Annotated in this window: 8 protein-coding genes; all 8 read right to left on the bottom strand. The window is 45.5% G+C overall.

Features of this window, described 5'->3' with window-relative positions; translation table 11 throughout:
- Positions 1-83: 83 nt before the first annotated feature.
- The 8 genes from OGI71_RS12540 to OGI71_RS12505 all read right to left on the bottom strand — a co-directional run bounded on the left by OGI71_RS12540 (position 84) and on the right by OGI71_RS12505 (position 13,855).
- Positions 84-1,718 carry an alpha-L-fucosidase gene (locus tag OGI71_RS12540; protein ID WP_282255812.1) on the bottom strand — a complete coding sequence of 545 codons (1,635 nt, stop codon included), beginning with the start codon at positions 1,716-1,718 and terminating at the stop codon, positions 84-86.
- Between the two features lie 77 nt (positions 1,719-1,795).
- Entirely contained in the window at positions 1,796-3,745 is a 1,950-nt protein-coding gene (locus OGI71_RS12535) for a glycoside hydrolase family 97 protein (protein ID WP_282255811.1), read from the bottom strand.
- 36 nt (positions 3,746-3,781) lie between these two features.
- Positions 3,782-5,842, bottom strand: coding sequence for a beta-galactosidase (locus OGI71_RS12530; protein WP_282255810.1), 2,061 nt, complete (start codon positions 5,840-5,842; stop codon positions 3,782-3,784).
- A 77-nt stretch (positions 5,843-5,919) separates the two neighbouring features.
- On the bottom strand, positions 5,920-7,131 hold the full coding sequence (locus OGI71_RS12525; protein WP_282255809.1) for a glycoside hydrolase family 5 protein: 1,212 nt from the start codon (positions 7,129-7,131) through the stop codon (positions 5,920-5,922).
- Between the two features lie 59 nt (positions 7,132-7,190).
- On the bottom strand, positions 7,191-9,104 hold the full coding sequence (locus OGI71_RS12520; RefSeq protein WP_282255808.1) for a sialate O-acetylesterase: 1,914 nt from the start codon (positions 9,102-9,104) through the stop codon (positions 7,191-7,193).
- A gap of 4 nt (positions 9,105-9,108) precedes the next feature.
- The gene (locus OGI71_RS12515; protein WP_282255806.1) at positions 9,109-10,701 is read right to left on the bottom strand and encodes a glycoside hydrolase family 43 protein; all 1,593 of its coding nucleotides are present in this window, start codon (positions 10,699-10,701) and stop codon (positions 9,109-9,111) included.
- Positions 10,702-10,801: 100 nt separating this feature from the next.
- Entirely contained in the window at positions 10,802-12,256 is a 1,455-nt protein-coding gene (locus tag OGI71_RS12510; RefSeq protein WP_282255805.1) for a glycan-binding surface protein, read from the bottom strand.
- A gap of 6 nt (positions 12,257-12,262) precedes the next feature.
- Positions 12,263-13,855 (bottom strand): RagB/SusD family nutrient uptake outer membrane protein, encoded by a 1,593-nt coding sequence (locus OGI71_RS12505; protein ID WP_282255804.1) that lies wholly within the window; start codon positions 13,853-13,855, stop codon positions 12,263-12,265.
- Positions 13,856-13,859: the final 4 nt, after the last annotated feature.

The raw sequence follows: 13,859 nt of genomic DNA, 5'->3' as shown, positions 1-13,859 counted from the left end.
GATTGGTTTTCATTTTTCTGATGGTATAAACGATGTTCTGAAAAAGCACTCGTGTATAATGTTATTGTATGATGAAAAATAGGTTAATTAATTTTCAGCACCAGCGAAATTTGATTAGGCTTTTCCGATGGCAGGGTAACGGAAAGTGCTTCCTCATTTTGGTTAAATTCGAGCTTTTTCTTGTAGCCCAATAGCGATACTGTCTTAACGGTTACTAGCGGAACTGTTGTATTCTTCTGTCCAAAAGACTTGATCGAAATTTGTCCGTCGTTTGGCCATGCCAGGATATGGGCATAAATGGCATTTCCTTTTTGCACAAAACGGATATCTTCTGCGGTATAGGCATTTTCTTTGTCTTCATTGAATCCAGCTGCATTTAACGGCCTTTTTTCCACCGTACTAGGACCCTCACCATAGATTATCCAGGGGCGGGTATCAAAAATTCCGGCTTGATTAACTTGCATCCAATCGCCTATTTCATGCAGAATTTTCTCCTCTTTTTCGTCTATACTGCCATCCCCCTTGATGGGAACGTTAAGTAGGAGGTTACCATTTTTACTGACAATATCGATAAGCATATGCACAACTTTTTTACTGGACTTGTAATTGTTATTTTCGTAGTCCCCTTTATTGTAATGCCAGCTTCCCAGGCAGGTGCATGTCTGCCAGGCTTTTTCCTGAACATGATCCGGTACGCCGCGCTCGACATCCCATACCAGACAGTCTTTTTGTTGTTCGGATAAAATTTTTCCGAACAGCACTGCATCGACCTTACCCTTGTTTTTCTTGGCGTTGCCGTTGTAAAAATGGGCCGCAATATCAAGTCCAACCGTGCTTATAGGCCATAGGGGGAGCGTGGTATCATCAAAATAAAGGAGGTCAGGTTGATACGTATCAACCATGTCTATTGTTCGTTGATAGAAATTATCGATGTATTCCTGTGTGGGTCTAGAAGCACCATTGTGCCAGTCCCACTGCGCCCATAATGATTTTATATCTTCACTTCCCTTGCTGAGGGGATGATTTTGACGATACAGTTCTTGGGGATCGTAGCCTTCCCACCATTTGCCTTTCCCATCTTCTTGGGTCATGTTTCCATCGTAGGGTATACCTTTGAATGGACCCGACTGATCAGCTCGTTGGGCGGTCTCATACCATGTCCATGCATGGGAGGAATGGATGCTCACGCCGAAGGGCAACTTATTTTTTTTCGCTGCCTTTGACCAGGCGGCGAGGATATCGCGTTTGGGCCCCATGTTGACGGAATTCCATTTTTGATACTTGCTGTCCCAGAGATCGAAATTGTCATGATGGTTTCCCATTGCAAAAAAATATTGTGCCCCTACCTTTTTGTAGAGTGCTACAAGCCTTTCGGGATCCCACTTTTCGGCCTTCCAGGTATGGATGACATCCTTAAATCCAGCGACAGAAGGATGACCATAATTTTTCAGATGCGAATTATACTGTCCGCTGCCTTCATCATACATGCCACGGGCATACCAGTCACCCTCTCCGGGCTGACATTGAGGCCCCCAGTGGGCCCAGATCCCAAACTTGGCGTTGCGAAACCATTCCGGCGCTTCGTATTGTGCTAGAGACTCCCAGGTAGGCTGAAATTTACCGGAAGACCCGGCTTGTCCTTTTTGTTGGGCCGGAGCATTCAACGCAGTTCCAATGATGGTAAATAGTAATAATGTCTTAAAAATGTGCTTGTTCATAACAGGGTTTAGTTCTCTATTTAAATCGTATGTTATTTTAGATGGTATTTATTTCTACAACGATGAGGGGCTGCAGCTTACTGTGGCCGGATGATCGCAGCATAGCCGCCACCGCTGACCATTGGTATTTTTATCGGTTTCCCGGCTTCGATAACGACAGTTTTTTTCTCGAGTTTTGTGGGATTCGTTGCGGCCTCTTTTGCATCCTGCCAGTATTCCAGTATATATTTTCCAGCGGGGAGAAAGCTGGTCGGTACCGTAACCGTGCGGGCCACGTCGTTGGTCATGGCGCCGATGAACCAGTTTGTCCCGGCACGTTTGGCCATCACAATAAATTCGCCGGGATAGCCATCAATAAAGCGTGTGTCATCCCATACGGTGGGTACGACCTGCAAAAAGTCACTTCCGGGCTGGCCTAGTACATGCTTCGGGTGATCGCAGAATACGGTGAGGGGGCTTTCATAAATAACAAATTTGGCGAGCTCGGCACAGCGTGTATTCATCATCATGGTGGGCGATTGTTTCTTAAATTGTACTGGAGTCACGTTCAGAAAGCCCCCCGGTGTATAGTCCATTGGTCCGGCCAGCATGCGCGTGAATGGCAAGGTGACGTTGTGCGTAGGTCTGATACGGTCAGAGAATTTGGCGTATTCTTCCCCCAGAACACCTTCACGCGTAATCATATTGGGGTACGTGCGTTCGATGCCATCAGGTTTGTAAGCACCATGGAAATTGATCATCAAGCGGTGCTCGGCGGCTTTCTTGATCACTTTATGATACCAATTGACCATCTCTTGGTCGTCACGGTCCATAAAATCTATTTTTACACCCGCAATTCCCCAGCGTTCATACAGTTCAAAAGCCTCTTCGTAAGCGTTATTGCGGTTGGCATCGGTACTATACAGCCAAAGCCAGAGGCGTACATTTTTCTGACGTGCATAGTCCAGTATTTCGGGCATATTGATTTGGGGGGCAGCTTTGGTAATATCGGCTTTAGCTTGGTTGAATGGACCGTACCACTGCCAGTCGATCAGCATGTAAGGCCAACTTTGAGCAGCTGCAAAGTCTATATATTCTTTGATAACAGCAGTCTCCATTTTCACTTCCCCGCTCCACCAGTGGTCCCAGGCGCACAGCCCCGGCTTTATCCAGCTGGGGTCTTCGATTGCACAGGGTGGGTTGAGCGACTGGACAATTTCGGATTCGATAAATTTTCCGGGATTGTCGCCGATCATCAGAACGCGCCAAGGTGTCTGCATTTTGTCAGAGAAAAGGACTTTGATACCGTTTTCTTTTTCACGCGGCAAAGGGGAAAGCTTGGTGGTGAGCAGTGTTTGTCCATCATCATCATTGGCCTCTCGGCCGATATAAAAGCCGGGGTAGTTATCGATGTGCGCTTCGGTAATGGCGAGATAGTTCTGTTTGTCGACTTCGATCAATAAAGGAAGACCAGCCAAGGTCTCGTCGTTGAATCCTGCCAAAGGAACTTTATCGAATTCGCTTTCCTGACTGGATATATACCTTGGCTTATAGCTTGCTGCCCACGCTTGGGCATGATCTGCAACCGAAAATCCGGTCATCTCCCGAGTGATGGCTCTATTGCCTATTTTAGGGCTGCTGTATAACTGATAACGAAATGCGACGCCCTGGTCATAAACCCGGAAGAAAAGATCCATCCGACGCTGCTCACCCTCTTTTTCGACTAGGGCCAGCTGTGTCTCGTTCCACTGCATCTCGATGTGGGCGTGCTTGTTCTTTACAACTGGAGTCCAGGAGTCGTGTCCCCTTGTGGTTCTTGGACTATTCAACAAGATAAGACCTTTATGCATGGCCGGCTCATCCTGGAATTCGAAGCCTAAGGGTGATGGATTTATGACCTGTCTGTCTTTGTACGAGACGGCATAAGAGAGTCCGTTAGTAAGGTCGATGTCCAGACAGATTTTCCCATCCGGCGATTGTACCGTATAGGTCTGGGCCGAAAGTCCGGATGCTACCGTGAGAAATAGGAGAAGAAGAAGTGCTCTCATAATAAATTGTGAATGTTAAGTGGATGAGTGTATTATTTAGTTTTGTTCCATAATAAGTACTTCCCAAGGATTCAATTCCAGCTGCTGACCTGTTTGCGCCTCTTTGCCCGAAATAAGTTCCTTGGCTTGAGGGAGTACATAGGTAATCTGTTTTGGTTCGGCGCTGTAATTAAATAGGTAATGAATTGTCTTACCCCATTTATTTGTTCCTGAACGATGAATAATCGGGAAAGTATAGTTATCGCCAGTAGTGACCTTTGCTGCCACAGCAGCATTTCTGATTATTGTATTGAGCAATTCCTGCGAAGGATAGGTTCCGATATAGGTCAGTTTTCCCTTGCCGTACGTGTTTTCGGTAATCACAGGCCACTTGCCATAGAAAGCGTGGTCAGCATAGGCCAGCGGTTTGGCTGTTTCAGGTACCAAAAATTCATACCAGTCGCCGATCTGATTTTTATTCGTCAGTTGAAAAGGATTACTTCTGAGCTGCATTTCGCTGATGGTGGAAAACTCCTGATAGTAGAATCCACAGGCCTTACGCAATGGCCCCGGTGCAGCTGTGGCCCTGACTGCGGAGTGCTCGTTACAATAGCCACTTTTGTACATCATCACAACATGACCGCCATCTTTTACAAACTTATCGATGGCTAGGAGCAGCTCGTCGGTTGCTACATATAGCGGTGGAATTACCAACATGTCATAGTCATTAAAATCACTGATTTTGTCACAGGGGATAATGTCGACCTCAATGTTCTGACAGTAGAGCGCCTTATATACCATGTCGATGGGATAGTTGTTTCTATAGGTATAGGGCATAAAATTCAGTGCGTGGTATGAATCGTGGCTATATAAGATTGCGGCCTTATTTTTCTTTTTCAGGTCAATAATGCGATCGCCGATCCTTGCCAGCTCCTGGGCTGTCGTTTTAAACTCATTGTATATCCTGTTGGGTTGCAGGTCGTGTCCCAGTACACCGCGCCAGTACGTCTCCTGTCCATAGTGGAGGGTAGACCAATGCCAGTACTCCACCATATTGGCACCGGAGGCGTAATGGGCATATACGTTTTGCCGCAGCTGCCTGTCGTATGGCGGGTACTGGGTACGGGCATCCCATCCGATGGCCTGGGCGTTGGTTTCCATAACAATATAATTGTTTTTGGCAACAGTCCGCACAAAATCACCGGCGTAGGCTATGCGCTGACCGTCCTGTTTATCCTGTACGTCATGATAAATATTGATGGCGGGATATTGCATCTGGCGAAAACTTTCAACTTGGTCTATATTGTGAAAATCTGGCATGAAACAATGTGTAACAAATTGGTCCTTCCGTTTATATTCGTTAACAATATCACATTGCCAATTCAGGAAATCGGCTACCTGCTTGCGGTTGTAGCGTTCCCATTCGTTTTTATAGGAAGGGTTGGTGACACCATCCCGGGTATAGAATTCTTCCCAGGTGCGAATATTCATACCCCAGTAGTTCATTCCCCAGGCTTTATTGAGTAAACCAAGATCATTGTTAAAACGCGCTTTAATGTAATTGCGGAAGCCGATGAAGTAATCGCGGTTGTTGATACCTCTTGCCTCGGTTTCGTTGTCTACCTGATAGCCAATGACCCCTGGATGCTTTGCATATCTTTCCATTAACTTGCGGATAATACGCTCACTGTAATATTTAAAAGTGGAATTGGTAAAGTCCATATTCTGTCTGATACCATAGTACGCTTTATTGCCACGCTGGTGTTCGGCTATTATCTCTGGATGCTTATGGGCAAGCCAGGCGGGAATGGAATAAGTCGGTGTCCCGAGTATGATGCTGATACCAGCCTGATGCATTTTGTTGATGATACGGTCCATCCATTCAAAATCGAATACACCTTCCTGCGGTTCAAATAGGCCCCAGCCAGATTCGCCGACACGGATCACGCTGAGTCCAGCATTTTTCATCAGACGGATATCTTCCTCCAGGCGCTCGCTGGGCATATACTCGTGATAGTAGGCCGCCCCATAGAGCGGCTTATCAAACTTATACTGGGCCTCCACAAGTTGGGCTGTCAAGAAGATCAGACAGAGAAGAAAAATGGTTTTTGGTTTCATGAGTTTTAGTATCTGTATATTTATAATGGGCCAGGCCGAGGTGGTTAACTTCCTCCCTAAGTTGTGTATGGCAAACTTTACTTTTGACTGCGTGGATATTTAGCCGGTATTGCCATCATTTGCTCCAAAAAGACGGGGTCTTTAAATTGACTGGTCGTTCGGTCGTATTGCCCAGCTCCCTGAACATCCCAGAGCATAGGACACATGCCACGTGAATAAATGGCTTCGGTTACCGAAACATTAAATAGCCTGACCACATCCTGCGTTCTATTCTTGGAAGAACAGGCATATTCGCCAATAACGACAGGTATCCCTTTGTCAACACAATTTTTCTTCAGCAGATCCATATTGTCGTTGAGCTCTTTAAATTCTTGTGCTGTACCCCAGGACGGAACGCCAACACCCCATCCGGCATCTTCACCGTTGCCCAATATGGCAAATAGTGGCGGTGTATAATAATGGACGGTCAATGCAAGATGTTTTGCCGGATCAGCCGGAATTTTGGTCAGTGGGTCGAAGGCGTACTCCAGACCAGTATTGTAGATCTCGACCAAAAGATGGCGTTTTGCATTGTTGCCGCCTGATCTCCTGACGATGTCGACAAAAAGCTGATTCAGCTCATTGACATAACCGAATGCTTTTGCTTTTTCGGTCTGTCCGCCGTTCCAGGGAGTCCATATCTCGTCGTAACCGATTTCATTCATGGGTTCGAATAGCAAGTGATCACCATATTTCTCAAAACGGTTACAGAGCTGCTCCCAGATGGAAGTGAACTTTTTCTTCGCTTCATTGTCTGTCGGAACTTTCTTCACCCATTCATTCTCATGGTGTACGTTTATAATGGCAACCATGCCGCAATCAAGTGTCCAGTTTAAGATCGATTCGACTCTATTAAGCAGGTCCGGATGGATTCTGTAATTTTCCTCGTTTATCATCATATTACTCCAGGTGACCGGAATGCGCAGTGAAGAATAACCGGCATTGGCATATCCTTCGATCATTTCTTTTGTAATGATCGGGCTGCCCCATGCTGTTTCGTAATTAGCGATGCTGCTTGGGTTGATCCAGTCGCCCGTGGCGTCTAATGCATTGCCGAGGTTGATCCCTAAACCCATTTCATCAACCAGCTGGTTGGTGCTGAAGTTGTCCCGTATCAAGAATTTGCTATAGGTAGGTTGTGGTTCTTCATTCGCCTCCGGCGTATTGAGCTCCATGTTAGCTTTAATCTCCTTACTGCTGCATGCTGGTAGTATCAACAGCATGATGATGTAACTTAAGAATGTTTTCATCGTTCTAATTTTTATAGTTTTTTTTATTAAATCATGTAACTTATCGTTGTAGCTTTCGATTACTCATTGCTAAAAGGTACGGCAGGTAAGCCTTCTTTATTGAATAAATTGACATCGGGATTGTTGCTCCAGGCATAACGGACAAATACAGGGTTGATAATCTGATCTGCTTGAACAATAATTTTATTACCTTCAATATGAGCCCGGGCCCAAACAAATTTTTTATCTGCTCCAGCTAGGGCGAATCCTTCGACATAACCATATTTGTTGTTAACCACAAGTCCTCCTCCGGTAGCATCAAAAGAAATAACGAGTTTATTGTCCGCCTTTACCAGCGATTTGAACGTTGGCCCAGAATAAACGCGTTCTTTTTGACCGTAATCTTTGGCCAGTGCAATTAAAGCAAGCCGCCGGCCCACTTCTTGTTTGTTACGTGGGTGGATATCATCTGCTTCACCAATGTCCGTGATCACAGCCTGCCCCGTATGTGCAAGACGGAGGGTCCGGGTCTGTGCATCTCTCAATTTTGCCCAGTCGCTGTCTTCCGGTGATTTTTCCTTGGCCATATAATTGGCCAACTGGACCCAGTAAAATGGAAATTCTTGATTCCAGTGCGATCGCCAATCTTGTATTAGATTCGGAAATAGGGTTCGGTAATCATACGCCTGGCCAGCATTATTTTCTCCCTGATACCAGATGACGCCCTTAATGGTATAAGGGACGATAGGATTGATCATGGCGTTAAAGAGCAGGGACGGAAACATATTGGGCGAGACTTCTTTATAGTCATGCTGCTGCGTAGTGACGGCCTCTTTATAATTCCATTCACCAGCAAGAGGGAATTTCTCTCCTTCGACTTCGAGATACAAATGGACCGGGTTTCCGTAAAATCCACCACCACCGCCGGTATCCATAATTTTTACAGTGATCGTATTTTCACCATCTTTTAAAACAGCTTGTGGTACCGTGTAGCTTCGTGAGGTGGTATATCCTTTTGTTTCACCTACTTCTACACCGTTTATCCAGCAAATATCATCGTCATCAATGGTCCCAAGATGGATAGATCCAGCTTTTTCCGCGCTACCCTTTGGAAGATAAATGCTGCGCTTGAACCATACAATACCATTCATATCGCCCAATTTGGATTCCCATAACTGTGGAACATTCATCTTTCCCCATGCTGATAGGCCTGTATTGTTTGTGTACCATTTCGCGGCTATTCCCGGGTCTTTGGTTAAGGCTTGCAGATATTTCTGTTTCTTTGATTCGTTATCTTTTATAAAGTGCTGTAGGTCGCCGGTGAAAGTCTGCTGGTAGGGTGCTCTGAAATGTGCCGGCAATTTATTGAAACTGCCCCCGCTAGTCCAGGTCTCGGCACCGGTACCGCCCCAGGAAGCATTGATTATGCCCACGGGAATACCTAGTTCCTGATAGAGTTTGAGGGAAAAGAAGTATCCTACAGCGGAAAAATCGCCTACAGTGGCCGGAGAGCATACTTCCCATTTTCCCTTAAGATCTTGTTTGGGTATATCACTGATACTCTTTTCTACATTAAATGCCCGAATGCTCGGATAAGTTGCATGGCTAATTTCGCTGGCGGCATTATTGGAATTTTTTACGGTCCATTCCATATTGGATTGACCAGATGCAAGCCACACCTCACCGACCAGGATATTTTTTAGGGAAATGTGTTGGTCGTGTCCTTTTATTTCCATGCGATAAGGTCCTCCGTGCGGAGTAGGGGCTAAGGTCATGTGCCATTGCCCATTGTTATCGGCTTTTGTCTTTAGATGCTGCTGCATAAACTGGACATGGACCGTTTCATTTTTTTCGGCCCATCCCCATAATTTTATAGGGATGTCCCGCTGGAGGATCATGTTGTCGCCAAATATAGCGGGTAGCTTAAGTTGTGCCTTTAATAGGAATGCCTGCAAAAAAAAGGCGAAGAAAATTGGGATCTGTTTAATTATCATATTTTTAGTGTGTTTTATAGTCGAACCAGTCAAAAAATACTTTCGCATGCGTCGGAATACCATTTGAAGTGGCATACAGCCCTATCATGACACCTGTAAAACCACCGGCAACCTCGGTTGCCAGATAGCGTGTGTCGAGCCTTCCGATTTCGCTGTACTGTTCACTGCCGGGATTTGCTATAGAAAAGATATACTGTTGTGAAGTTCCTTCTATTCTTAATTTGTGCTGGTTGCCCTGAATAATTTTTTCAGCAGCGATGTAGCTCAATGAGCCTACTTTAACACGCAATTGAATGCGATTCTTTCCTTGCTGTCGTTTGATCAACAGGTCGTAATGATGACTGTTGTTTTGCATGACTGTGATTCCGGCCTCTTCATTGTCCTTCGAAGATGCAAATTGCAGCAGTGTACTAGCCGTAAAGTTGTGTTCTGTTTGTCTTCTTAGGATAGCTGATAGGGGTTTGGCATCGTTCAGTGAATTTGGAGATGCTTGTATGCTTAACCAGCCCTTTTTTTCTGACAAGGAATAATGATCCCGCACGGGGTTTCTTAAATATTGCCATTCAAGGCCTAGTTGTTCCTTGTCAAAATCGCTTCGGATAGCAGGTTTGCTGAAGGGTTTCAACGGCAAAGTTGCTGTTTTCATGTCAAGGCTGATCGTTCCATTGCCATTGACCTGTGGCCATCCCCCTTGCGGCCAGTCCATAGGAGCAAGAAAGGTTTCACGTCCCAGGATGTGGTAATAGCTGTAGGGCTGTGTAACCCTGAAACCGAGGCAAACCAGCCACCAGCTGCCGTCCTTGGCCTGGACCAGATCTGCATGCCCTACACCTTGAATGGGATTTGCCTGACCAATTCTATTGGCATGGGTCAGTATCGGATTTAGTGGGCTGGATTCATAGGGGCCTAGGATATTCTTGCTCCGGCCAATTGTTGCACTATGCATGTATTCTGTACCACCCTCACCCAAAAGCAGGTAATAGAATCCGTCTTTTTTATAGAGATGCGGAGCTTCGGGAAAACGCCCGTCGATACCGCCCCAGACCAGGTGCTCGGGACCAATAACCTTTCCGGTTTTGATATCAATCTCTGTCACCCGAATCCCTTCGTTTCCCTGTGTGACAAAATAGGTTTTGCCATCCTCGTCCCAAAATATATCGGGATCAATACTCTCGATCGCCACATGGATCGGATCACTCCAGGGGCCAGTGGGATCAGTTGCTGTGCAATAAAAATTGCCACCTGATGATACATTGGTGCAGACGACATAGAACAGACCATCGTGATAGCGGATCGAAGGAGCAAATAAGCCGCCTGAAGCAGCAGCCTTTTCCAGCGGTAGCTGGGCATCCCGGGTTAGACAGTGACCGATTTGCTCCCAGTTGACAAGGTCTTTACTGTGATAAATCGGGAGACCCGGGAAATACTCAAAAGACGAAGTGACCAAATAATAGTCATCGCCCACACGGCAAATACTCGGATCTGGATTGAAGCCTCTAATGACTGGATTTGAAAAACCGGTTTGCGCAATGACAGCGTGAAAGGCTAGGGAAAATACGGCCGAAATAATGAAGTAGATTGACTTTTTAAATTTCATATGTGTTTGTTTAAAAAAAATGATTTGTGATTAATGGCCGGCATGACGATTTCTCGTGTATCCGGCCCGATCGTCAGCTTTCTATTTAGTGCATATGGGGCTAGTTTTTGTTTGTGTCTATGATTCTAAAATTGTCGAAGTAGATGTCCAGCTTGACATTGGCATTGTCTGCTTTATTTTTCGTGAAAATGCCCAGTTCTGAGCTGGCTATAGCAGCAAAACTTCCGTAGTCGGCAACTGTCGTAAACCTATTGAGGAGGATGTCGCAGGTCATCCATTTTCCAAGGTTTGTTTTGTTGGTGTTTCGATCGCGTGGCACATAATCTGATACCATTTTATCCCCGTTGCCTTTGAGCTGTAGGTCGAATGTCGCCGTCGCCAAAGGCTCATTGACGAAGCATTCAAAGCGCAGTACAAGACTGCTAATAGGCGTATTGGCAGGTATTGTATTTACGGTAGGGTAGCTACCTTTGTTGGACAGGTTACCCCACCAATATTGCCATGCACCCGGTGTTCCAAAGATGCGGTAAGCGGTTCCGGTGGTAAAGAAAGGTGGTTTGGACCCGTCTGCCATTACAGCCATGTTGTTGTCCCCCCAATCATAGCTACCTACTTTGTCCCAGTCCAGGACGAGGTTTTGAATCGGATAAAAAAGTAGGGAAGACTTGGATTGTCCACCGGCGGCATGGACCATGATGGTACCCGATTTTGTTGGAGCCTTTGGTAGTCGGTAATAAATCGTATCCTTACTGTTGGCGACGGTTAAATCTTCACCTGGGATATCAAATTCGCCATTGATAGTTAGTCTGGTTACCTCAATGAAGTTGTTACCGGTAATAAATGCCTGATCACCAATGATAGGCATATCGCTGCTCCACGATTTTATGATTGGCGGCGAAACATGTGTAGTGAAGGCTATGCTGACAGAATCCGTCATGCAGTAGACCGCCAGCCGACCATCCTGAATACCTGATGGAATCTTTAGTTCGATTTTATCGTAGTCCTTACCGACCTCATATTCCGTAGCTGGTATGCTACCACCTGTTGCGCTTTCGAATGCGATCTTTTGTACTTCGTAGAAATTTAAGCCGTAGATACGGAGCACTTCGCCTGCCTTGGCTGGATATTTTAATTCAATACGGGCGATCTGAGGTGCGGGAGAGTAGATATGGAATTTGAATCTTGCTTCACCGTGGCTCGTTTCTATCCTAATCTCATTGGGGAGATCCGGATTGGTGCCAGTCAGTAGCAGGTCGGCAGGAATGGAAATAATGGCGCTTGTCGAGGTGCAGTAATTTGCATTAAATCCGATTTGTTGGTCATTGATATAAATTTTTTGTATACCATCGAGATTTTTTCCGATAACAGCAACCATTGTGCCTGGAAATGCACCTGTAAAGGTGCTATCTGCTTTTTCAGGATCTGTCAATCGTACGTGGGTTATCTCTGGAGTCATTGTCAGATCATTGTTGCGGCTACAAGACAGCATAGACAACATAATAATTGCTATGAACACAAATAATATAAAGCGATTGTTATCGTATATTGCTTTCATAATTCTCTATTGATTATTAAATGGATAAGCTTGTGGTTCTTCTTTTAACCTCGGATTCTGTATGAGATCATTCTCAGGATAAGGAAAGAAGATGTTGTTTGCTGTCACGATCACAGGTACTGCGGGTGCTGTGGGCTCTTCAAAAATAAGATTCCCGTCTTCATCCTTAGTAATGGAGGTCGTCGACCAGCCCCGTTGCTGATCATTAAAGTATTTCAGCATTTTTTCAGGCTTGTAGCAATACCAGCTGACCATATCATACCAGTTGGTATACTCCATCGCAAATTCAACGCGTCGTTCTTTGATGATGTCATCAAATGTAATTGATGTTTTTCTCCCGATTTTGGCCCGATCTCTTACCTTGTTAAAGTAGCGTAATGCTTCACCATCGCTGAGTGTAGTATTATTTCCCAGACTAGCTTCAGCATAGGTTAAGTATACATCTGCCAATCGTAAAATGTAGGTGTTGAGTGGCGAACTCATGGATTGTACAAAGCCATCATTATCATCGTTTGGTCCGCCGATTACGCCTTTTTTTATGGATGCTCCTGCATTTGGATAAGAATAACCGCCTTTATCAATGGCGATATAGGGGTAGAGTGAGTGCTGGGTAAAATAGGTAGCATTTCTCCGGAGCGTGTCCGCGCGTTCGTATTGTTTGAGCATGTCGATCGTTCCGTTCAGTCCGCCGCCCCAAACATTGACACCACCCGTCACATCGGATGAAAATGCCAGATCAGCTAAGAGCGTATTGCAGACGCCCCAGTCGCCAAGTGGTACCCATTGCATGGCGATAAGCGATTCGGGATTATTATTATGTTTGTATTTGAACAGATCTTCATATTTAGGATATAATTCCAGCCCACTATTAACACAGACATCCTGTGCGTATTCTTTTGCTTTGGCTAGGTCGGCTTCATTGCGGGTGCCGCCGGTTTTCCAACCCGAGCGGGAGAGGTATACCTTGGCGAGCATGCCTTTGGCGCCCCAGCTTGTTGCGCGGCCTTTATCAGCTTTATCCGGAAGGTTTTGAACGGCAAAGCCGAGATCATCGATGATAAACCGAAAAATATCTTCTTCCCGATGCCTTGGCTGCATAGGGTCTTTGATCACGGTATCATTGTCCTCAATCAGTATCACAGGCCCCCAGGTACGCAGGAGATAAAAGTAAGCGATACCGCGCATGAGACGCGCTTCTGCAATAGCGCTATTTTTTTGGCTTTCAGTGACATTGACAGCTTTGTTTTTAACGGCGTCGATGATGGCATTGGACATCGTTATGACGCCATAGAATGACTTCCACGCATCTGAGAGTCCATCATCCAGTGATGTTACCGTGAATAAAGTATAAGAGGGGTTCATATAAGGATTATAGCCATCGTTTGCCCTTAAGCTTCCGATGGCAACAGCAGGTCGCTTATTATAGTCAAACCATGCTCTATTATAGAGTGGGGCTGTGGCTGCCTTTAGTGCTTCGGGAGATGTATAGAAAGTTGCGTCAACATATGCCCCTTCGGGTTCTCGTTCAAGAAAACTTTTGTTACAGGAATGTAGTGCAACAATAGCCAGTAGTAAGGCTATCAAGAATAGCTTTTTCATAATT

The organism is Sphingobacterium sp. ML3W (genome assembly GCF_029542085.1).
GTDB lineage: Bacteria > Bacteroidota > Bacteroidia > Sphingobacteriales > Sphingobacteriaceae > Sphingobacterium.
Note: the sequence above shows the minus strand (reverse complement) of the source record. Positions and strands in the feature narration are given on the sequence as shown.